Annotated in this window: 15 protein-coding genes; all 15 read right to left on the bottom strand. The window is 46.8% G+C overall.

Going from position 1 to position 23,160, the window contains the following annotated elements:
* Window positions 1–7: 7 nt before the first annotated feature.
* A complete protein-coding gene (locus tag ACFQZT_RS04885) occupies window positions 8–787 on the bottom strand; it encodes an SDR family NAD(P)-dependent oxidoreductase (RefSeq protein WP_379297106.1) in 780 nt (259 codons plus the stop codon).
* 33 nt (window positions 788–820) lie between these two features.
* Entirely contained in the window at window positions 821–1,510 is a 690-nt protein-coding gene (locus ACFQZT_RS04890; RefSeq protein ID WP_379297108.1) for a GntR family transcriptional regulator, read from the bottom strand.
* A 55-nt stretch (window positions 1,511–1,565) separates the two neighbouring features.
* Window positions 1,566–5,006 carry a glycoside hydrolase family 2 TIM barrel-domain containing protein gene (locus ACFQZT_RS04895; RefSeq protein ID WP_379297110.1) on the bottom strand — a complete coding sequence of 1,147 codons (3,441 nt, stop codon included), beginning with the start codon at window positions 5,004–5,006 and terminating at the stop codon, window positions 1,566–1,568.
* Entirely contained in the window at window positions 5,003–6,070 is a 1,068-nt protein-coding gene (gene uxuA, locus ACFQZT_RS04900; RefSeq protein ID WP_379297112.1) for a mannonate dehydratase, read from the bottom strand. Before uxuA ends, ACFQZT_RS04895 begins: the two co-directional genes overlap by 4 nt.
* Before the next feature lie 60 nt (window positions 6,071–6,130).
* Window positions 6,131–7,789, bottom strand: a complete 1,659-nt coding sequence (locus ACFQZT_RS04905) for an ABC transporter substrate-binding protein (protein WP_379297114.1) — start codon at window positions 7,787–7,789, stop codon at window positions 6,131–6,133.
* A gap of 100 nt (window positions 7,790–7,889) precedes the next feature.
* The gene (locus tag ACFQZT_RS04910) at window positions 7,890–8,762 is read right to left on the bottom strand and encodes a carbohydrate ABC transporter permease (RefSeq protein WP_379297116.1); all 873 of its coding nucleotides are present in this window, start codon (window positions 8,760–8,762) and stop codon (window positions 7,890–7,892) included.
* A 15-nt stretch (window positions 8,763–8,777) separates the two neighbouring features.
* Window positions 8,778–9,707: an ABC transporter permease gene (locus ACFQZT_RS04915; RefSeq protein ID WP_379297118.1), complete on the bottom strand. Its 930-nt coding sequence runs from the start codon at window positions 9,705–9,707 to the stop codon at window positions 8,778–8,780.
* A gap of 203 nt (window positions 9,708–9,910) precedes the next feature.
* On the bottom strand, window positions 9,911–12,718 hold the full coding sequence (locus ACFQZT_RS04920) for a discoidin domain-containing protein (RefSeq protein ID WP_379297120.1): 2,808 nt from the start codon (window positions 12,716–12,718) through the stop codon (window positions 9,911–9,913).
* Between the two features lie 87 nt (window positions 12,719–12,805).
* Entirely contained in the window at window positions 12,806–15,919 is a 3,114-nt protein-coding gene (locus tag ACFQZT_RS04925) for a glycosyl hydrolase family 95 catalytic domain-containing protein (protein WP_379297122.1), read from the bottom strand.
* Between the two features lie 46 nt (window positions 15,920–15,965).
* Window positions 15,966–16,838: a carbohydrate ABC transporter permease gene (locus ACFQZT_RS04930; protein WP_379297124.1), complete on the bottom strand. Its 873-nt coding sequence runs from the start codon at window positions 16,836–16,838 to the stop codon at window positions 15,966–15,968.
* 12 nt (window positions 16,839–16,850) lie between these two features.
* The gene (locus tag ACFQZT_RS04935) at window positions 16,851–17,786 is read right to left on the bottom strand and encodes an ABC transporter permease (protein WP_379297126.1); all 936 of its coding nucleotides are present in this window, start codon (window positions 17,784–17,786) and stop codon (window positions 16,851–16,853) included.
* 76 nt (window positions 17,787–17,862) lie between these two features.
* On the bottom strand, window positions 17,863–19,503 hold the full coding sequence (locus ACFQZT_RS04940; RefSeq protein WP_379297128.1) for a type 2 periplasmic-binding domain-containing protein: 1,641 nt from the start codon (window positions 19,501–19,503) through the stop codon (window positions 17,863–17,865).
* Between the two features lie 228 nt (window positions 19,504–19,731).
* Window positions 19,732–22,089, bottom strand: coding sequence for a helix-turn-helix domain-containing protein (locus tag ACFQZT_RS04945; protein ID WP_379297967.1), 2,358 nt, complete (start codon window positions 22,087–22,089; stop codon window positions 19,732–19,734).
* Between the two features lie 149 nt (window positions 22,090–22,238).
* Entirely contained in the window at window positions 22,239–22,706 is a 468-nt protein-coding gene (locus ACFQZT_RS04950) for a type II toxin-antitoxin system VapC family toxin (RefSeq protein ID WP_379297130.1), read from the bottom strand.
* 13 nt (window positions 22,707–22,719) lie between these two features.
* Window positions 22,720–23,022 (bottom strand): hypothetical protein, encoded by a 303-nt coding sequence (locus tag ACFQZT_RS04955; RefSeq protein ID WP_379297132.1) that lies wholly within the window; start codon window positions 23,020–23,022, stop codon window positions 22,720–22,722.
* Between the last annotated feature and the right edge of the window lie 138 nt (window positions 23,023–23,160).

The following is a 23,160-nucleotide window of genomic DNA, read 5'->3' on the forward strand; positions in this document are numbered from 1 at the left end:
TGCCTTGCTAGTTTACATTCAAATAGCTGGCGTTTGCCGTGTAACCGCCGTCCGCTCTCAGGATGATTCCAGACACGTAGTCCGACATAGAAGAGGATAAGAATAAGGCTGGGCCGACCATATCCTCCACTTCTCCCATCCTACCAGCCGGAATACGGACTTCCATCAGTTCCGGCTTATGAATGCCTTTGCCGATCAGATCCTTCACGATCTCCGTACGAATAAAGCCCGGACTAATCGCATTGACTTGAATGTTATACTTGGCCCACTCCACGGCCAAATTCTGCGTAAGCTGCATGACGCCGCCCTTGCTGGCAGCGTAAGCCGCCCGCTGCGGGATCGCCCCATGAGCTACGATAGACGTGATGTTGACGATCTTGCCACCCTCGCCGCGACCGATCATATGCTTGCCTACGTGCTTGCAGCAGAGGAAAGTACCATCCAGGTTAATGTTTAAACACTTGTGCCAGTTGTCCAGCGAGAGCTCCTCTGACGGTGCCACCATCGTAATGCCGGCGCAATTCGCAAGAATGTCGATTCGTCCGTACTCAGTGAGTGCCGCCCGTACCAGTGACTCGACCTGCTCCTCCCGGCTGACGTCGCATGCTACTGTGAGTACGGGAACTCCAAATTGACGGCGAATTCCGTCCGCCTGCTCCTCCAACTGCTCCATCGTACGGCTGACGAGAACCAAGGCGGCTCCTTCCTTGGCATAACCACGGGCGATCGCACCACCGATTCCGCGGCCGCCCCCGGTCACGACGACAATTTTATTATTCAACAGCACGTGCAATCCCTTCTTTCCATCCGCATGTCGAAATTACCTGAAGTAAGTGGGATACTTGGCCTTCAGCTCTTCCTTCTCAAAGTTTACCCGGCTAAGATGCTCATGCATGGCACGCTCCGCATGATCCGGGTTTTTCTCCCGAATGGCGCGGACGATCTCCCTGTGATCGGAAAGAATAATGTCCCAATTATAAGTAGCAGCCAATCGGAGATAACGAATCCGGTTGTAGTGCGTACTGAACTGTTGCAGCAGTCCCCAGGTGCGGGATTTGCCGCAGCCGACGATAATCGACCGATGAAACTCTTCGTCCAACTCGAACAGACGCGCGTAATTATGCTCCTCCACGCAAAGCTCTTGCAGATTAACCAGGTTTTGCAATTGCAGCACCTGTTCGGAATTGAGCAGTTCGCAAGCCTGACGTACGATCGCCGACTCCAGGGTCTCCCGAACAAATCGAGACTCCTCGACCAGCTCCAGATCAATCAACGAAATAATAGAGCCCTTCTGCGGGATCGTTTCGATCAGTTCCTCTTGCCCCAGCTTCACGAACGCTTCCCGAATCGAGGTACGGCTCACCTGCAGCATTTCGATCATTTCTTTCTCCGAGATAAACCGGCCGGGCACCAACTTGAGCTCCATAATGTTTCTTTTCAAGGTTTCATGAACATGGTCACGAATCAATCCCTTGGTATCCCGTACTGCCTCCAGTTTAATATTCTTCATATATTGCTTCCTTTCTTAGGCACATCTGATAGTACAAGTGTACCTGAATTAAGTATTAAAACAAGGGAACCTCGGAAACAAATTGGAACCAGCCGAAATCGAAATGGCTTCCAGGCAGGAATAGGAAGGTTACTTTTTGGACCCCTGTTACTTTTTCAAGTTCAAATACTTGCACTTCATAGCCAGCTGTCTGTATGAACTCAATGCGTTGATTCACCTCGCCTTCCTGATTAGCGAAACGAATATGAACCGTATTTTTATCCAGCGGCGATCGGCCATAGACAACAAGCTTCGATGCCCCTTCGTACGTAAAATCCATTTGATCGATTTCTAAGGAAACGTTATTCCCGATCCCTTCAACGCCGGCTTCCGAGATCGTAAATGTATCGCCGTAGATGCGGTCACATTCCGTGGCGAAATTTTTCTCGAAGGCTCTATTCTGCTTTTGGAACGAAAATCCCTTGATATGCACCTTCTTCTGTAGGACGAAGCAAATGGCAGTGATTCCGCGAAGACGCTTCGATAAATGGTAGGTTTCTTCTTGATACACATTCCACTTCGACGGCTTCTGGTAGATGACATCCGCCAGGAGTTTGCTACCCGCTTCATCCGGCATACCTTCCCAAATTTGCAGCGAATACGCTTCACCGGTCAAAGCAAAAATCGGAATCGTAATCGAGTCGGACCCATACGTACCGAAATCGATATGACGAAACCCGACTTGAGTTTCACCGTCTCGGCTTGTGGCTACTCCCCTCTCGTTTCCATTTCCGACCTCTCCTTTACAATAATCAAATAGGCCGGCAGAAATAAACCCATACGGATCCTTGTAAGCCGTACCGATTCCTTCCGCCTTAAATTCCAACTGGGAGATGAGCTTCGTCTTGTTCGTACCGTTCTTGCTCATGCAGCGAAGCCGGAAATCGCCATCGCCCAATGCAGTTACTTTCGCTTCAAGACCGAATGCTTCTACCACGGCAAGGTTGGAGACAATCCCCGCATCGTTCACTATATTCCACTCGACCTCTTGATAAGAGGTATCGGCGGGGAACAGGTTGGCTCGCACCGTCATCTCTTTTCTCGTTTCGTCTAACTTTTGACCGGATGGGCTTACAATTTCAATTTTGCGTAAAGGGATTTCATCGACAGTCCCCATGGCCGGCGGCAGCTCTTGATTCCTAGTATGTGCGGAAACCCCTTCTATGGATGTTCCATCCCTTAGCGGGAGTACTTCAAATTCCGCAGTACGACTCTCCAAGCCTGCGGATGAAACCTCTACCCGAATTTCGCCGGGCTCAAGTAGAGCCCCTATGATCGCCATGAGTTTGCCGCTGAACAGTCTTCTGCTAATCCCTTTATACGAATCATAGTCCGTGCTGTCGCCATTATCCAAACCAAGCAATCGGCCCGCCCCCGTCACCTCGACACGCACCCGATTGCTCGCATTTTCCACTGGATTGCCATCGGCATCTTCCATGTTGATTTCCAGGAAGATCAAGTCCGCACCGTCAGCGATCAAGCTCTCCTTATCCGGCAGCAGACGAATCCTCTTCGCATCCCCGAAGGACCTTCTTACATCCGTAGCAATTACTCGACCCGTTTCATCATAAGCTATTGCTTTCAATTCCCCGGCTTCATAAGGAAGCTTCCACCAGCCGACCAGCTGGGTTCCATGCTCATGATCGATATCGAAGCTTCCCATGGTAGCTCCATTGAATTGCAATTCGATTTTCGGCGCATTCGAACACACTCGAACATCGATCAATTGACCCGGATTAAAGTCCCAATAAGGAAAAATATGGACCATCGGCTTCTTCCTGCAGTCGGTCCATGCCGATTGGTAGATAAAATACGAATCTTTCTTGAATGTTGCCGTATCCAACTGTCCGAGATAGGAGTTCTTGGTATGATAAGGCGTCGGTTCCCCAATATAGTCGAAGCCGGTCCAGATAAATTGACCTAAAGAGAAAGGTGTGTCCCTTTCTGCGATAATACAGGCCTCGACTGACTTAGCCCCCCAGCTCGTCACACTATTTCCCAAAGCTGAGCACTGCTCGTCGTCATCGGCAAGAATGGACTTCTCGAAAGGAAAGCGGTAAATGCCTCTGCTTTGAACGATGGAAGCCGTCTCGCTGCCATAAATCATCCAGTCGGGATGCTCTTCATGATGCTTATGATAATATTTCTCCGCGTAGTTGTAGCCGGCCACCTTCACAATATCCGCACATTTTTGCGCATTCTCCCAAAGCATATAATTGGAACCGATGGTCACTTTGCCGTTATGCTTCGGATCGTATTTAAGCACCTCGTCCATTAGCAATCGGGTGATTTCTTGCCCTCTTTCATCCGCATGAGTATCGTAAATCTCATTCCCAATACTCCACATCATCAGGCTCGGATGATTCCGGTCCCGCTTAACCCAGCTCTTCACATCGGCTTTCGACCATTCCTTAAAAAATCTCGCATAATCGTATGGGGTTTTGGATCTTTCCCACATGTCGAACGCTTCCGAAACGATAAGCAGTCCCATCTCATCCGCTAAATCCATAAGTTCGACCGCAGGCATATTGTGAGCGGTTCGAATGGCGTTAACGCCCATCTCCTTCAAAATCCGAAGCCTTCTTCTCATGGCTTCTTTATTGAAGGCAGCCCCAAGCGCCCCTAAGTCGTGGTGCTCGCAGACCCCGTTTACTTTCATTCTTGTACCATTCAAATAGAACCCCAGCTGAGGGTCAAGCTTGATTTCCCGAAACCCAATATTCTGAGGTATGCTTTCGATGACAATAAGATCCCGATCCTCTGCGGATTGCTGCAATTGGGTGACAAGCTGGTACAATTGCGGCTCATCCGTACTCCATAAATGAGGACGTATTACCGATAGCATCTGTCGATGAATAGCACTGCCTGCTGCAACCTTGTCTGTCGCAGTTGCTGCCAGCTCGCCCTTGTACAGGATACGGTGACAGATTCGGACGTCCTCATGGAGGCTCAATTCCGTCTCGATTTCTACCTGCCAACAATCGTCAACCCTTTTCGCAGCGGCATATATGCCATCCGTTATGATGTGGTTGCGGCCTCTCGACTTTAGCCACATATTGCGGTAGATGCCGGCCCCCGAATACCACCGGCTATTCGGACTTTGGTGGACGACCTTCACTACAATTTCATTAACCCCGTCCGCGATCGCATCTGTAATCTCGTGTTCGAAAGAAGAATATCCGTACTTCCATTCTCCTACAAAACACTGGTTTACATAGACGGAGGAGTCCATGTAAACCCCATCGAAATATAATAGAATTTGACAGTCCGTTTCTTTCGCGTATGTAAATCTTTTCCTATACCAGCCGATACTATTTTCATACAGATTTAGTGTATTATAGATCAGCCAATCATGGGGGAGGTCCACCGGCTCAAATGACAAGCCGGCGCTATCTGTCACATCAAGGCTGCTCTTGGCAAATTCCCATCCGTTATTAAACAATGTTTTCTTATTCATGGTTTAATCCCCCGCTCTAAACTATCCCAAATACCCCATAAATACATAATGCCTAATGCCCTGTCATACAGGCCGTACCCGGGCCTACAGCGTTCATCCCAAATATGCCGTCCATGATCAGGCCGGGCATATCCACGGAAGCCTGTCTCGTGATAGGCCCTTACAATTTCAATGATATCGACGGTACCGTCACACGCCCTGTGGGACGTCTCGATAAAATCGCTGTTCTCGTAAACCTTCACGTTGCGAATGTGGGCAAACGGAATCCGGTCGGTAAATTCGCGGATCATGGCGGGAATATCGTTGAGCGGATTCGCTCCAAGGGAACCGCTGCATAAGGTTACGCCGTTATAAGGGCTATCCACAAGCTTCAGTAACCTGCGAATACTGTCTCGTCCCGTCATGATACGAGGCAATCCGAATATAGACCACGGCGGATCGTCAGGATGGACCGCCATCTTAATGTTATTGTTTGCCGCCACCGGAATGATCGCTTCCAGGAAGTATTGAAAGTTACTCCATAAATCTTCCGTTGTCACGAATTTATACGCATCGAATAGCGGTGCCAGCAGCTTGAGCCGATCCGGCTCCCAGCCGGGCATCGAAAAGTCGGGGTTGGAAGCGATGAGTCGGACCAGCTCCTCCGGACTCATTTGATCTATTTTGGCCTTTTCATAGAAAAGCGCCGTGGAGCCATCCTCCATCTCTTTGAACAGGTCCGTACGAATCCAATCAAACACCGGCATGAAATTGTAGCAAATTGTTTTCACACCGACCTTGGCCAACTTCTCGATCGTTTTCTGATAATTCTCGATATACCGGTCCCGAGTAGGTAAGCCCAGCTTAATGTCTTCGTGCACGTTTACGCTCTCGACGACCTCAAGGTGAAAGCCGTACGCATCGGCTTGTTTTTTATAATCAAGAATACGGTCCATCGGCCACTCCTCGCCGACGGGAACATCGTGAAGGGCCCAGACGATTCCTTCCACTCCTGGAATTTGTTTGATATGCTTCAATGTCACTGTGTCATTGCCTTCTCCGTACCAACGAAACACCATTTTCATTGTATGTCTACCCTTTCTTCACGGAGAAACTATGCAGCCATTTATATGACTCGGGTATAATTAATACCCAAGCATGCCCTTCGTTTTGTTAAAGATATCATTCGCCATTTTCATATAGCGGGAAGCTCCAATCGATTCGACCTGGGTCACATATGTATTCCAATCGGTACCAATGTTAGCCTGCCCTGTAATAAATTTCAGGGTCATCGTGTCGACGTAATCCATCAGCGGCTTCGAGATCAAGTTCATTTGTTCGCTTTCGTCCGGGTTACCCATGATCGGCGGCGCGAGCATTCTTGGCTTGCGGAGCGTCTGGATCCGGTTGTTATAGTCTTTCTCGCCTTCTGTCATTTTGGACATCTTCAGTTTAGCGGAACCGCCGTAGGCAAAATTACCGCCGCCGAAGCCGAAGTCGACGTTCAATTTCTTCGTAGCCTTCGAATTCATTCCGTTAAATGAAATGTCAGGATTGAGTGTAATGTTGCCGTTTGCGTCCTTCGTGTAAGTCTCGCCTTCAACACCCCAAAGGCTGAGCATTTGGCCCTCGTCGGAATACCACAGCCAATCGACAAAACGAAGCATTTCGATAAACTTATCCTTGCCCAGCTTCTTCAGCGCGTTCTGGCTGATCATAACGCCGTTCTCGAGGCGGGAGGTTTCGATTTGAAGCATGCCTTTCGGACCGCCCGGCTGAACGATCATATACAAGTCGGCGTCCGGCACCTGCATCTTGGTTTTAGAGTCCGCAAGTATTTGGTAGTTGGCGTTCATGACGTAAGTATCGCCTTTATAGAACTTGGCTTGCGCGGTTTTATCGTCCTGCGTGAAGGACTCCGGATCGAGCAGACCCTCTTTGACCAGTTTATTGAGGTATGTTACATAATCCTTGAAATCATTCGTCGATTCGGCAAATTCGAACTGCTTTGTCTGTTCGTTGAACCGAGTGCCGTTGGCAATGCCCCAGCCACCGGTTACGCCATACTGGGCAGCAGTAATATTTAATGTCGATTTCCCATTGAATTCGTCGGACATAACGTACTTCGCACCGGTATACGCTTTCACTTTCTTAAGGGCTTCGTAGAAGTCTTCATACGTCCATTTGCCTTCCAGGCCTTTTACATCGATGCCCGCTTTTTCAAATATGTCTTTCCGGATCATATAGGAGTAGCCTCCGCCCGCCACTTCCCACAAGCCAGGCAGCACATAATATTTACCGTCCGATTTGAGCTTCTGCCGCAGGTCTTTATCCATTCCCCACGCTTTTACAGCCTTCTGATAGTTCGGCATATACTGCACCCAATCGCTGATCGGTACGATTTGGCCACTGGCTACGTATGAGGATTCGTCATAAGTCTTCGGAATAATAAAGGGAGCATCGCCGCTGTTGACCAAGAGTGACTTCTTGTTCTCATATTCGGTGGCGGGGATCACGTTAACGTCAAACGATACATTCGTTTTCTCCTGAATTGCGCTCCAAAGTCTCCAGTCTTTCTTATACGGATAGGTCGGTTGATCGCTGAACATTATGGAGTAGGTTACAGGATCGTTCGAACGGAATGTTGTGCCTTCGCCGAAAGTGTAACCTTGCGGTGCTGCGGAACTTACGCCAGGAGATGCGCTACTGGGCGATTCTATCGTGTCGCTGTTTGTACAGCCTGCCGTACCTATAGCCATCGTTACCGCCAATACAACTCCTAATGCCTTGCTGGATCTTTTCATATTGCCACCCTTTCATCTATCGTATTTTTATGAAACAGGAAACCTGCGATTTCATGTCGGACAAATGCAAACTGCGGTCGCAACTTCCTGAATATAACGACTAGCCCTTCACGGAACCGATCATCATGCCCTGCACAAAATATTTCTGCACGAAAGGATAGAGACAAATAATCGGCAAAGACGTCAAGACCATGGCACAGGATTTAATGGTTGCCGCGATTTGAGCGGTCGCATCGGAGCTAAGTCCCGCTTCGGCCGGATTAATCGAGCTGTCGATGATCTGACGTAAAAAGAGAGCGACCGGCCACTTATCCTTCGTTTGCAAGAAAAGAGAAGGACCGAACCAATTGTTCCAGATGGCAACCATGCTGAACAACACCATCGTGGCCAGAATCGGTTTCGACAACGGAAGCGTAATTCTTAGGAAGATGCCATAGACGCCAAGACCATCCACCGTAGCGGCTTCCTCCACTTCGCTTGGCAAGCTGGCAAAGAAGGTCTTCACTAAAATCACGTTAAAGGCGCTTATGGCGCCGGGAATTACGATAGCCCAAATGGTATCCCGCATATGTAACGTCTTGGCGATCAAAATATAATTCGGAATCAGCCCGCCGCCGAAATACATCGTGAACAAGACGAAAGGGATAAAGAATTTATTTAGGCGCAACTTATCCTTCGATAGAGGATAAGACATCACCGCAGTCGCGGAAACTGAAATGATCGTTCCAATGACGGAGTACAGGATCGTATTGCCGTAATACTTAAAGAAATCCGGCTTGCTCAGCACGGCTTGATACGTCTTATCCGTAAAATCAACGGGAAATATCGTAACCTTACCTGCATACACCGCAGCCTCTGAGCTGAATGACTGCGCGACTAGATATAAGAACGGATACAAGGTCATGATGACGACCAGAGCCATGATGAATCCGTTAAAAACTTGAAACACGCGATAAGATGTAGACTCTTTCATCCGAATGACTCCTATCTACCAAAGGCTCGATTTCGTTGTTTTCTTTGAAATATAGTTCGCGGTCGTGACCAAAATAAGACCGATAACCCCTTCGAACAAACCTACCGCAGTCGCATAACTGAAGTTTCCGCCGGTGATCCCCATCCGGTACACGTAAGTGGAAATAACATCCGCCGTCTTATACGTTAACGGGTTGTATAAGAGCAAGATCTTTTCGAAGTTCGATCCCATGATGCCGCCAATGTCCAAAATTAGCAGCGTCATGATCGTCGGCAGAATGCCTGGAATCGTCACGTGCCAAGCCAGACGGAATCGATTTGCTCCATCGACCTTGGCTGCTTCATACAAATCGGTATTAATGCCGGTCATCGCTGCCAAATAGAGAATCGTTCCCCAGCCGAGTCCTTGCCAAATGCCCGTGGACACATAAATCGTCGGGAACCATTCCGGCAAAGAGATGAATGAAAGCTTTGCAAAGCCCATCTTTTCGATCAGCGAGTTAACCGGCCCCGTCATGGACAGTACTTCTTTAGTCATGCCCGCTACGATGACCATAGAGATAAAATGGGGTAAATAGGAGACCGTCTGGACGAACTTTTTCACACGAATCCTCCGCAGTTCATTCAAAAGCAGCGCAAAAATCAAGGTGAGCGGAAAACGAACGATCAGATACAAGACGCTTAATGTCAAATTGTTTCGGAACGCTTTCCAGAAGGAGGGGTCCTTCATAAACATCTGAAAGTAATTGAGGCCAACCCATTCCGTTCCGAATAGGTTGGTTCCGCCTCTGTATTTACGGAAAGCGATTACATTACCAAGCATAGGCACGTACTTAAAAATGATAAAGTAAATGACGGGAATAATCAGAAAGGAGTATAACTTCCACTCCTTCCTCACGTGTTTCAGAAGAGGGGCATTTAAAACCGCCTTATTTTCAACTGACATACAACCACCACTTTCCCCTGGTAAATGATCTCCCAACTCATATACATCAAGCATTTATTTTACTAGTATGACTAGTATTACTTGAACTGATTATATATGCGCTTCCAATAGATGTCAATACAAATAATGGAAATCGAATATGTCTTATGAGATGCTTAGGATTGCCAATATGGACAAGTTTGTTCAATAAAAAAAGAGAGCGATTATCGCTCTCTCGCCGCCACCTTGAACTCATAGCAGGAAGCATTTCCACCACTGTAGCTGGAGCCCGTTACGGTGATTCTGACATACCTGTATGTTGCATTAAAGGTATCCGTCGTCAAGCCTTGCGTTGTATTACTCGTTCTGTCAAGGATTGTCGTATAGGTCACATCGTCATTACTGCCTTCAATTTTGTACTGGTAAGACCTTGGAAAGGTTGTGCTATTGTACCAGTAGCTTTCAAGCTTGGTAATATTCATGCTGCTGCCTAGATCGACCTTCCACCACTGCGGGTAAGTGTTGGTGACTGCAGCCCAACGGGTAGAGGTTGTGTTCCCGTCATTGGCATTGCTTACAGCATTTCCCGTTTGTACTGAGCTTGCCGTAGCTGTCTTGCCTTGTGATACAATTCCCGTTTGGGTAGTCGCACTCGCCGGTGAACTCCATATGCTCGAGCCAGAGTTATTCTTTGCCTTTACTTGGTATGTGTGAGTTGAGCTAGCTGTAAGTCCTGTATGTGTATAAGGGCTGCTCACGTTACTTACCGTCACACCGTCAACTAAAAGGTCATAGCCCGTAGCTCCTGTAGCGTTATTCCAGCTGACGTTTATCTGAGACATATTTGCTGCCGTTGCGGTCAAACCAGTTGGTACAGACGGTAGGTTTGGATTTGACGCTACTGGGGTGATGGTCATGGCTTGAGGGTTACTTGCGCCAAATTTAATACTCTGTAAAGCTGCTTGACCTGAGGTAAACTCGACGCCAAGCGCGCTTGCTCGGTTGACCAGTCTATAAGTCGTTATCCCAATTAAACTTGTGTTCGTTGCCGCTGAAATCGTCGATGCAGAAGAGGAAGGAGTGAGATAGGCCGGAGTTGCATTCCCAACAGGTAAAAGATACCACTCATCACTGCCGCTTGCAGCTCCGTTTCCTCCATTAGCGCTTGGATTCGCATTTGCATCCGCTGCACCAAAGCTCACCGCTGCTCCCATCGCCCGCGTTGCTTCAGCCGTTGACCCTGATGCCTTCAGAAACTTTCCTGTGGATGTGTTCTGTAATCTGTAGAAACCACTATTTTTGGAAGAATCAAATTCATCGGGAACGGGAACAAATTGCCATTGATTAGCCGTGCCATCCTGAAGTGCATTTCCACCTATTGTGATGGTATAGGCTGCTGACGGCGAAATTGCAGTTCCATTTTGATCTTTTGGCGGATTGTAAGCTGAATAGTAAGTTTGCCCGGGACCAGGATCAGCCAAGGAATAATTGATTTGTTTACCGGACAGATCGGAGATCGTTCTGAATGAACGGCCGCTGACTTGTTGATTGGTAAGACTGCCTATGTCGATTTGGGACAAATAGCTGCCTACCGTAGCCGGAAGTTTACCTACGACTTTAAACGTGTCCGGAGCGCCTAAATCATCCGTCTCGTAAACGTACCCGTCATAGCCGACAGAGCGGTACTTGCCACTATAAGCATTATAGGAAAAGGCATTTTCGTATTGCGTATTGACCGGAAGGAACAACCTTTGCGTCGCTGTATTTTTAAATACCGGGGTGCCGCCGCCTGGTTTAACTGAAGTCAAGTATCCGGTCGAGTTGTTTACTTGGCTGATCCATACCTGGTTGGTTTGGATGTAAACGGTTATCGTAGCGTCCAGAGCCGGATCGGAATAAGAGACGGACGGGATGCTGGTACCGCTTGCATTTTTAATCGTACCGCTCACCGTATTCGCTGTATACGTGTTGCCTGCGGGATCGTTAAAGGTAAAGTCTCCACTGCTTGGAACCTTCGTGTAGCCGATATTCAGAGATGAGCCGTCCATTCCTGTGCCGGTTAAAGTAAGGCTATCCGTCACTGGCGAATAATTTACGGTAAGATTATGATCGCTGCCAGCCCCCATAGGACTGCCTATCCAGCCTGCATAACCTTTAAGTGCAGATCTGGTCCATGTACCGTTATACCAAACATCCCATGAGCCTTCAGTCATTTTGGCGCTGATTGGGGAGCGGGCAAGACTGAAGTAGGTGAGTATGTTGCTATAACCAGGTTTCCAATTAATGTGATTGTTGAAAAGAACATAGAAATAACCGTTTACATTATCTACAAAAAATCTGGTGCCAGCAACTCCATATGACCAAGTCGAGCCTGGGAAATTCGTATTGGTTGCTGCTTCATTGCTATCGTTCCATGGTGAAGTGGCAACCTGCCCAATCAACTGCCAGGTAGCTCCTTTATCTGTCGAGTAGGTGGCCAGGACTCGGTTGTTATGGACACCTGTGGATATTCTTTCATTGTTCGTCGGGTTATTCGTTGCAAATGGAGAGAATTGATACTCGTCGTTGGTCAGTGCATACCAGTATCCGGTATCCGGATCAATCCAGACGCCGATACCGTCGTTGTGGTCATCCTGAAAGGGAGTTGGAATGTCGTATGCTTGGTCGATCTTGTTATTGATGGTTCCCGGCCTATTCCAGTAAGAATTATAGGTTGTTGTAGTGCCCCAATTGGTATTCAACGTACCTAAGTCCTTATTGGTGTTGTATTTGATCCAAGAACCGCCACTGTCCGATTGTTCGTAGTTAGCTAAAGAATACATCCAATGAAAATCCCCGTCCTTGTCGACGAACGCAGAGCCGGCAATATCAGCGGTGCCGGAAGTGAGGTTTGGGACTGCTGCATTTTGTACATAAGTCGGGAAATTCTCTGTCGCCGCATAAGCAGTCTGTAATCCACCCAATACCTGAACCATGAGGAATGCCGAAATAACAATTGGACTTGTAAATTTCACTTTCTTTTTAACACGCATACGATTACCTCCTTGTTTAGTATTTGTTGAAAACCCTTCGGGTTCTTCTTTCCAATCCCCCCACTCCCCCCCTTTCAATTGATTCTTCTACAAATACGTGTAATTTTTATTAATAATCAGCACATTCACTCTCCACTGCGAGCCTTTACAGGTGTGGAATCGTATTTTCACGTAACCGTCCTTACTCTGCGTTAACGGCAAGATATCCGTTGCAAATTCGCCAGCCTTCAGCATTTTCTCAGGTTTCCAAGCGCTTTGGCCTACAATCTCTACTTCCGTGTAGGACGGCTCCCCGTTGTCTCCTGACACAAACAGCAAATCATACCTCCCCCTTGGAAGCTCCACAAGAAACGTCGCATCGCTAATGCCGCCGATAAAATCCCTGCGCAGCTCGTCAGGCTCCCCCCGGTCCATCGCATTGAGCGCTTCCAAGCTCTCCCATCCGATTCCAGAATACGGTTTGAAAATCGTCTCCGGTGTTATTTTGCGGAACGATTGACCAAGAACACCTTCCATATGCACCTGTCTGGGCAGCGCTTTGTAATAATCTTTATCTAGCAATTGCGATTCCACGCCAAAATCAAAGCGGTAGGCAGCCAGTCTCGATTCACGGTAATTACCGGAGTAATAGTCAAAAGTAAAATGGTCGAGCGTCCTGAAATGCTGCGTTTCCTGGTTTTTACCAAGGAATACTCGCCGATGTGTATGGGCTTCGTGAACAAGCGGATAAGTCCTTTGCACGGGTACGTGATCAGGTTTGGATAAGAATAACTCAGGCAGTAAGGATCCGGTTTGGGGATAAATCGCATACTCCCCGTTCTTCTCCGTCTCAAACGAAATCCGTCCATCTTCCTGGTGATAATCCACTTTGCTCCAGGATTGACCATTTTTGCTTGAAACCAATACTTTTTCACTTAAATCAAACGGGTTGCGCATAACAACCTTTGTTCCTGCCTTACTTTGGATATAAACCCAAGATGTGCGACCATTTTTTAACTCAGCGCTAACCTCGAAAGCACCTACTGCCAATAGGCCTTGAAAGGAGCAATTGCTCCATTTCTCATATTTCCCTACCTTCTTCTCTACATCATGATCGTACAAACCAACCGAAAGTTCCTGCTCAGTCTCACCTGAAGGCAGCGCCGGAAACACGTCGATCACACCATCATAGCTTTGCAGCAGCATTTCGTTCACGGCAGCGACCATTTCACCGGAAGCCTCCATCATGTGTGGATGGTATAATGGTTCATTCGTGATGTTGCAGTAGTTCATCCAGCGTTCCGTTTCTTCCGCAAACAAGCCATTGCACCTGAGCGACAAGTCGATGCCTTGCTCATACAGCAGCCTAATCGCCGTGTTGCCCTTGCCCAATCTAGAGGCGGCACAGGAGAGCCAGCCGAATTGAAACATGCCGAATTCAGTCTGATTGGCTGCATAACGAAGTGTATTCTCTGCCCTTTTCCTCAGCAAAGGTTCACTATTTTTGTCGATTTCTCCAATCGGATAAATCGGCATTAGAAGCGAAGGATGACGCAAATGCAGGCCGGCTGGTGCCCATTCTGAATCCAGCATGACATCACCATACCGCTGGCAAATTGTGGTCGGATAAGAGGCCAATTCGTCCACGATTTGCATCCACCTGAGCCGGTCAGCTTCCGCTTCTCCAAGCAGCTTGCCTGATTCTACAGCTATTTTCATCAAATATTTGACTGAGGACAAGGTACAAGTTGAGTTTCGCGTCAAAGGTCCCTGTTCCGGCGAAATATCTGGGAATACATCATATCGTCCTGTTTCAGCATTCACTTGTAAATAACCTTCGAAAAACCTTGCAATCTGCTTAAACAGCGGATACGCCTTTTCCCGTAAAAAATCAAGGTCCATACTGTATCGATAATAGTCCCAAAGGAATTGCGCACACCAAGGCCAAATGCTTAAATACAACGCATGCGGGTAATCACCAGCTACGCCTTCCAACCCATAAAACTGCTTCGACATTTGCTCAGCAAGCCGAACATAGGATAGCAGCCCTTCATTGAACGCTTCAGCCACTTCAAGGTGATTGGCCGTATAAAGCGGCCAAAATGCAGCTTGAATGTTAACGTCCCAGTACCACATGCTGCCCCACTTGGTCGGCTGCTTAATATCCCACAAACCGTTCAATCCGCACGCTTGCTCGCTCATCCTGCCGCCTTTTCCGCTGCAGCAGGCGATTGCGTATAAGTTGATAAACCAGAGATCTTCTATCATTTTATCCGGCAAGGTGATGGAGGAACGAGACCAGAAGCTTTTCCAATGCGCCTGATGATGCGCTACCATGTCATTTACATGCGAGAAAGGCTTATTCAATCTCACCAAAGCAGTATGTAGCAGTTCCTTGGTTTCCTCCTCCGTTACCACTGTTGTTAGCAGTGTCACGTTTTCCTGCGCATCCTTGAGGGCAATTTGAAGACAATCGTTGGAACCGGCGACGGCGCTTCCTTTTGCTCCGATGATCCTCATCATTACGATGAACGAGAACGGATCGTATCGCTCTTTATCTTCACCGTCCGGATAGAAAGTACCCAGGTAGTAAAACGTCGTATCATCCAGTTGATGATACTTCACATTCATATCCACATATCGCCCAAGGGGAACAGACATAGCCACGAACGGTAACAATGATACTTTCGTCTGACTGATTTTTGTTATGACATAATCGCCATCCTGAGCAATCAACGTGCTCACACCAAGCTTATCTTGGTCTTTTTCCACGCATAACTGAACAACTGCCCTTTCAATATCAAGCCCGAGGGAATAATAGTCAGGTTCTGTGAGATCCCCGGAAGGAAATAGGTGAATTTCGCCAGTCGGATAATGGGATGCTCCACCGGAAGGCTTGACATATTTTCTATACATGCTGTTATTTGATAACGCATCGCCATATAGAAATAATGGGTCCTGCTCGGGATTTCGATACAGCTCTTCCGCCAACTTTTTCAGCTCGTCAAAAGTCCGTCCATACTGAAGCGTGAAATCATGACCTTCACCATTCCGGTACTTCTTACTGTAACGATGGAGCTTCTGATAATAAACCTCATAATGATTGAGCGCTAGTGTCAACTTGTTATCCTCGAAATACGCCATGCCGCCAAAGAGTCCATTGCCGATAGGTAAAGCCTCGTTCCAGCTGCTCGGAGCATTCTCGAATGTAACGCTTCTCACATGAACCTCTCCTTCCGCATCCATATCGTGTTAAAAATGTCCATCCTTACTCCTTAATGGCCCCAATCAACACGCCTTGGACAAAATACTTCTGGAGGAACGGATACAGACAAATGATCGGTAGTGTCGAGACCATAATCGCAGCATACTTAATGGTTTCTCCAATTGCATATTTGTCGTCGCCTCCACCTGCCATCATCGAATCCGTATTGTTGGAGATCAAAATTTCACGGAGCACAAGCTGGAGGGGATACGCTTCACGGTTCCGCAAATAGACCAGCGCGTTAAAGTAGGAATTCCAGTGCCCTACCGCATACCACAAAATCATGACTGCCATTACCGGCATAGAAAGGGGAATGACGATTCGGAATAGAATCTTCCAATCGCCTGCGCCATCCATTCTGGCGGATTCCTCCAAACTGACTGGGATGCCTTGAAAAGAAGTTCGCATGATAATCATATTGAACGTATTGATCGCACCTGGAACGAGTATGGCCCACATGGTATTCATCATACCGAGATTGTTCACAAGCAGGTAACTCGGAATGAGCCCACCATGGAAAACCATCGTCACGACGATGAAAAACATGATAATATTTTTAAAATATAGATTTGGCCTGGACAACACATAGGCGCCTATCGCTGTCATGAACAGGTTGATCGTTGTACCGAGCACGACGTATAAAAGAGTATTCTGATACCCTTTCATAATCATAGGGTTCTCGAACACGGCTTTGTATGCGCCAAGATCAAAACCTGCCGGTTTGAGCATTAAACCGCGATGCTGCAGCAATGATGTCGCATCACTAAGCGAAGCGAGTGCCACGTACAAGAACGGATATAGGGTGACCGCGCAAAGTACGAGCATCAATAGTGTATTGAAGTAGCCAAATGTTCGCTCCCCATAAGTTAATTTCATGTGCAAATCTCCTTACCAGAGTTTGTTCTCGCTGATCCGCTTGACGAAGCTATTGGCAGCTACGATCAGAATAAAGCTGATTACCGAGTTGAATAGCCCGACAGCAGCCGTAAAGCTATAGCTTGCCTCTAATACCCCTTTGCGGTAGACATAGGTCGAAATAACGTCCGCTGTTCCATAGGTAAGCGGATTGTAAAGCAGGAGCACCTTTTCACTGCCGACCGTCAGCATATTGCCCATTTGCAAGATAAACAGGATAACGACCGTCGGCATGATCCCCGGAATCGTGATATGCAGCGTTTGCTTCCAGCGGTTTGCGCCATCCATCCTGGCTGCCTCATATAGCGTCGGATCGATCGTAGCCATCGCCGCCAAATAAACGATGGAGCCCCAACCAATTCCTTGCCATATGCCGGACGAAACGAAAAGAAAACGGAACCAGCTTTCCTTTTGCAAGAAATCTATAGGTTCGATGCCAAATGTACCCATCATTTGATTAATAAGGCCATTGCGGCTTAAAAAATCAATCATCATCCCAGCCACAACAACAATCGAAATGAAATGCGGCAAGTAGGAGATGGACTGTACAACCCGTTTAAATACGCTGTGGCGGATTTCGTTAAGCAGCAACGCCAGAATGATAGCTGCAGGGAAACCGAACAGCAGATCGTAAAGGTTAATCAAAATGGTATTCTTGATTAATCGCCAGAAGTAAATACCGTTAAAAAAGCTTTCAAAATGTTTAAACCCGACCCATGGACTTCCCAAAATCCCTTTCGCCGGCGAGAAGTCTTTAAAGGCGATTTGCAATCCGTACATCGGTCCATAATGGAAAATAAGGTAATAAGCAATAACGGGAAGCGCCATTACATAAATGGACCAGTGACGTTTTACATCAGCACGTATGGTTTGCAGGACTGTCGGATTGCGATAGGTTCTCGTTGTCATCGTCTCCCTAGCCTTTCTTTCAAGTTTCTAAAAGAAACGGGGGATATACCTGGCCCATCCCCCATTCAACTCTTTCTTAACGTTTATTAAAGCGTTCCAGTGCTCCTTGCTGGATTTGAATCGCATCATCGATGCCCATGCCCTTAATCTTTTTCACATATTGATCGAAGTTATCGAGCGGCTCGACGCCCATGATGAATTTTAAAAGCATTTCATCCTGATACGTTTGGATGTCCGTTACAATGGAAGCGAATTTGCTGCTCTCGTCCTGCGTCGGAGAAACAAGAGGGATTTTGCGCTCGGCTGTCGGCTTCGACCAGATTTCCAAAGCTTTCTTCTGCTGAGGCAGAGCGAGATATTGCAATTGGAAATTATCGCTGAGCACAAAAGGCGCACTCCACGTTGCACGATTATATTTGGCGATGGATTGCTGTATGCTGGTTCCTGCAGGAGGATTCAAAATTTCGGGAAGAAAGGCTGCTTTGCCATTCTCCATCTTGTAGCTGGTGCCTTCTACACCGTAGTTGAATAGAAGATCGCCTTTTTCACCGTAAGCGTAATCAAGCCATTTCACGGTTTCGATCGGATTTTTGTTGGCTGTCGAGATGGCTGCTCCCACCCCGTTATAGGCAAAATCCTTTTGTCCCCAAATCGCTTTATCGCCTGCTTTCAATACCGGATAAGGAGCAGCTTCCAGATCGAATTTGGGATCTTTGTCCTTCATGAGGCCGGCAAATTTACCAATACCTCCCCCATTAAATGAAACGGTTGCTCCCAAGAGATTGGTCGTCATTTTGTTATCGAATAGTTTATCGTTAGGTGCTGCAAAATCCTTATCAAGCAAGCCTTCCTTGTACCATTTGTTCATTGTGGCCAGGAAGTCCTTGTATTCAGGCTGAATCGGACCGTATTTCACCTTGCCTCCATCTTGGTAAAAGCTGTAGTTGATGCCCCATGCTCCGAGGAAAGGCGCGTCGGTAGCAAATAGATTTTTATCCAGATAAATCGGAATCTCATCCGCTTTGCCGTTGCCATTTGGATCCTTTTCCTTAAACGCTTTCAACACGGTGTACCATTCGTCGATTGTCGTCGGCATGGAGAGTCCCAGCTTATTCAGCCAATCCTGGCGGATCGATGGACCAAAGAACACTCTGACTTTGTCATCACCACGTAAGAACGGGAAGGCATAGATGCTTCCTTCGTCCGTTGAAATTTGCTTTTTCCAGTCGGGATGGTCAGCAAGCAGCTTTTTAAGGTTCGGTGCATACTTGTCGATCAAATCGTTCAATTTAATGATTTTTTTATCTAAAATGGCTTTTTCCGGTCCGCCAGGGTATCTAACAACCGCGCCGCTTGTCGCTCCCCAACTTGCTTCAATCACATCCGGAAGCTCGTTTGTCGCAATCATTAAGTTGAATTGCTCTTGCGCTTGTGGAACTTCGAGAGGAGGATGCTGAAATTCAACCTTCACCCCGGTTACCTTTTCAAGTTCCTTGTACATCCCCATTTCAGCGTATGTTTTCATCTGACCAGAGGCTGCAGGGTGATTCGGAACCCAATAGGTTAATTTAGTCAACTTTGGCTGCTGTGTTTCATTGCTTGACTGCGGCGTTGCCGATGAACTCTTGCCTCCTGTATCACTGCTGCAGGCGGCTGCCGAAGCTACCAGGACAGAAAGCAGGATGACGGATCCAACTTGCTTCAAACTTTTCTTCATTCTTCTTGCCTCCCTTTATATGAGTAACACTAAGCTTGGTTGGCACCGATTATCGTAATCCCGGCACCTGCTTCCAAGTATGCTTCACCTGCATAAACATGAATACTCTCTACTTCTCATTTCCGCTTTATTTTAGTAAGAAATAAGTGCTTGATGAGAAATCATCAGTCCGTATTAGAAATCGTCGGTAGCCGATATGAATGAAAGCAGCCTCAAAGAGGCTGCCTTTTATGAGTCTGAGCCAATGATCTTCGCAAACATCGTCTCACGGTATTTACCAGGCGTTACGCCCTCAAGCTTTTTGAATGCTCGGATGAACACGACATCATTGTTGTAGCCGGTCTTTTGAGCAATCTGCACAATCGTCAGATCCTTGTTCTTCATCAAATGCTTCGCTTGTTGAATCCGTTTGTGGGTGATGTAATCCAGCAAGTTCTGCCCATGATGTTTTTTGAAAAAAGTGGAAAGATATTGCGGTGTCATTTGGATGCGTTCAGCAATTTGCGCCACGCCGAGGTTCGAGTCGCCAAGATGATTATGCACAATGCCGATGATTTCCTGCAGGCGCTGCGTGCTGTGATCCGAGCGTTCCAGATTAAAGGAACGGGTAAGCGTCTCGTAAAGCTCCTTCGTTTTCGTGTACATGCCTTGCGCCGTCGGATAGCTAAACACTTCCTTGATGGGATCGAAATCCGCGCCAAGAACTTCTTCCTGGTTCGTATTCGTCGAGTTAACAATTTTCAAGAGTGTACTCGTCACGTTGAAGAATAAGCATTTGCCTAACTCTGGTGTCATATGGCCGGAATCAAAATTCATCGAGTAAATTTTATCGAGCAGCTTCCCAACATTATCGGTATCCCCGCTGCGGACAAAATTAATGAGCTGTATCTCAATTTCAAGCGGATAATAGTAATGCTGCTTCACCTCGAGGATATCCTGAAAATAAATCGCTGCATGTTTACCCAGAATCAGTCGGTATTCAAGTGCTGCCAGCGCTTCCGGGTAAGAATCACGAATAGCTTTGGGGCCTGAATGTATGCCTCCAACTGCGATGGTTATCCCAATTTGGAATCGTTGAGAGGTGATACTGATGAGGGATTCAGCGATTTCACGGATATTGTCTTCGGCTAAGTTCTCCCTATTCGTCGATAAGTTCATGAGAAACGCAATGCGATCTCGATCAAGCTCGACGGAGAAGCCTTTATGATTAGCCGAAATCAGATCCGTACCGATATTTGAAACGATAAACCTTGCATGAGCCCACTGCTTTTCATCCTCTTCTGCCAAGAAACGAACATCCTCGATCTTAACAATGAGGACTGCAAATCTATCGCTTATGAATTTAAGATCCATAAACTGAAGCGAATCTCCGTTTTCATCCGATATATTCACATCCATGTAACCATTCAGCAGACGGGACAAGTAGTTGGCCCGGATAAACGGTATTTGCTGCGCTAAGGTACTGCGTAGGTATTTTTCTTCATGGATAGAGCCTTCGACGGTTTGCTGAATAAATTCGTATTCATTCGAGGAAGGGCGCATGATCATTTCTTTCCCGCGCATAATCGCTTTTACCGTTTTTTGGAGAGGCTTGTACGTGCGGTAGGCCCCGATACTGACAGCGACAAGCCCGCAAATTAGACATAGGATGAACAAACCGATCGACCAGCTCTGGATTTGATTAACCTGCTGCATAAACACGTCATTCGGCATAATGGACACATATTTCCAACCCGCCTTTTGCGAAGATGTGACCGAAACCACTTGATCCACACTGGCGAGCCGGTAATCAAAGGGCCCCGTACTTTCTTGAATGCGCCCTAGTAAGTCAGTGGGAAACGGTAATTCACTGTTGCTCATGATTGTATTTCCGGCATTATCGATGATGTAAACGGAGCTATGATTGGCAGATTCCATCTGTGCGAACAATTCCTTAACTTGCTCAACATCAATAAGCACGATAAAACTTCCGAGATTTTGGGATTGCGATTGAACGGGAAGTGATTGTATATAGGTGATAACATTCTTCGGTGCTTGATCTATACCGTTCGATAAGGATGCTAAAGGCAAGTAGGACATCTTATGTTCCTTGTCCACAAGCTGACGCCACCCATCGTACGACATGTTCTTAAAAGCGTAATAGATGGAATAAAAGGTCCGAGAGTCCGTCACCAAATCCGATTTAACAATCGTATCGCTGCTAGCGAAGTATACATAGTAATCGAGGATAAAATTGCTGGTCATACTGCGATATTTGCTCATCTTGTCTCTCATGAATTGAATAAACTCGTATTTATCGGCATCTTTCGCGTTAACGGGGATTTTAAGCATATAATCCAACTTCGGATCAAACACAACCTGACGCATTAAATTATCCACTTCCGATAATTTGTTATCGAGTGACAGCTTTAGCTGCTCGAGCATGGCCACATTGGATCTTGTCGTGCTTCTCTCCAGGCTTTGTTCCACCTTGGCATACAAAAAAAGCCCCATTGCAAGCGGTACCAATAATATAAATAAATTGGAGGCGATGATCGTCGAAAGTGCACTTTTGCGACTACCTACAAGGCGTAAAATGAAAGGCATTTTCAAAACAAGTCCACCATCCATTCCGTAAACGATTTACTAGAAATTGTATCTTCTCATCACCAAAGTTGCAAGACGGAATAAGCAGTTTACGGCATAGCAACGAAATAAATACAGCCTGCCTCTGAAGAGGGCAGGCTGTATTTGTCTTAAAAGCTTTGGATGGATGGAATGATTCGAATATCCTTATCCAAATTGGCAAGCATCATGAAATTGCGATTAAAAGTAAAGATGCGTTTTACTTGATAATAGGTCATGGTCACAGCAGTGAATGCTTCGCTGAGCGAGAAACGGAGCTCGGGCCTGTCCAAAAGCAGTCTCCGCGATTCCCCCTCAAATTCGGGGCTGCTGGAGATGATCGCCAGCTTGCCTTTACTCGCTGCTTTATCAATTGCACTCAGAAAATATTCCGCCTGCTGATAGCCGTATTCATTGCGAAGCCATTCGTGAAGATCAAATATAATGGAGTTTGTCGTCACGTAATCACGTTCAAGATCATGCAAATCCAGAAACAGGGAACGGGCTTTTGCATAGTGGGGGTCTTCAGGATTCATAAAAGCGACTAAAGCTGTTTCATCCAGAAAAATGGCATCCTGAATGTTCAAGTGGTTATCCATATGTCAACACTCCTTAATCCTCTAGTTTGCAAATACCATCCAAATATAGAAGTGGGTTTTCTTCCTTTTGATCCACTGAGATGGGGATTGATTTGTCTGGGGCGCTTTTCAGGTGTTGGACAATGATTCCACTGACGATCGCTTGCACAGTCGTATGCTGCATATCGGCGATTGCTTTCAGCTGGGCATAAGTTTGAGGATTGAGTTCTATCATGTTTTCTTCTTGTTCTTCACTTCTTGAAGAAATGAATTCGGAAGCGGTAGACTTCGCTTTTTCGAATTGATTTTGAATGAAGCGTTTGTAATTATTCGCCATCGTGATTCACTCCTTATGCATAGCTTTTATAATAATTCGTCGATTTTTGTCAGTTTCGGTGGGTGATGTCGGGCGGACAGCCGATCCTCTTCTTGTTTACTTTTTCTTCATATTAACTTAATAACTCTCTAATGATTA

The sequence above is a fragment of the Paenibacillus sp. GCM10027628 genome (assembly GCF_042676385.1).
Lineage (GTDB): Bacteria > Bacillota > Bacilli > Paenibacillales > NBRC-103111 > Paenibacillus_E.

Coding starts and splice junctions, on each gene's coding strand:
- uxuA (WP_379297112.1), bottom strand. CDS start 6,070: ATGAAAATGGTGTTTCGTTGGTACGGAGAAGGCAATGACACAGTGACA.
- ACFQZT_RS04895 (WP_379297110.1), bottom strand. CDS start 5,006: ATGAATAAGAAAACATTGTTTAATAACGGATGGGAATTTGCCAAGAGC.
- ACFQZT_RS04935 (WP_379297126.1), bottom strand. CDS start 17,786: ATGACAACGAGAACCTATCGCAATCCGACAGTCCTGCAAACCATACGT.
- ACFQZT_RS04955 (WP_379297132.1), bottom strand. CDS start 23,022: ATGGCGAATAATTACAAACGCTTCATTCAAAATCAATTCGAAAAAGCG.
- ACFQZT_RS04920 (WP_379297120.1), bottom strand. CDS start 12,718: ATGCGTGTTAAAAAGAAAGTGAAATTTACAAGTCCAATTGTTATTTCG.
- ACFQZT_RS04950 (WP_379297130.1), bottom strand. CDS start 22,706: ATGGATAACCACTTGAACATTCAGGATGCCATTTTTCTGGATGAAACA.
- ACFQZT_RS04940 (WP_379297128.1), bottom strand. CDS start 19,503: ATGAAGAAAAGTTTGAAGCAAGTTGGATCCGTCATCCTGCTTTCTGTC.
- ACFQZT_RS04910 (WP_379297116.1), bottom strand. CDS start 8,762: ATGAAAGAGTCTACATCTTATCGCGTGTTTCAAGTTTTTAACGGATTC.
- ACFQZT_RS04930 (WP_379297124.1), bottom strand. CDS start 16,838: ATGAAATTAACTTATGGGGAGCGAACATTTGGCTACTTCAATACACTA.
- ACFQZT_RS04915 (WP_379297118.1), bottom strand. CDS start 9,707: ATGTCAGTTGAAAATAAGGCGGTTTTAAATGCCCCTCTTCTGAAACAC.
- ACFQZT_RS04890 (WP_379297108.1), bottom strand. CDS start 1,510: ATGAAGAATATTAAACTGGAGGCAGTACGGGATACCAAGGGATTGATT.
- ACFQZT_RS04905 (WP_379297114.1), bottom strand. CDS start 7,789: ATGAAAAGATCCAGCAAGGCATTAGGAGTTGTATTGGCGGTAACGATG.
- ACFQZT_RS04945 (WP_379297967.1), bottom strand. CDS start 22,089: ATGCCTTTCATTTTACGCCTTGTAGGTAGTCGCAAAAGTGCACTTTCG.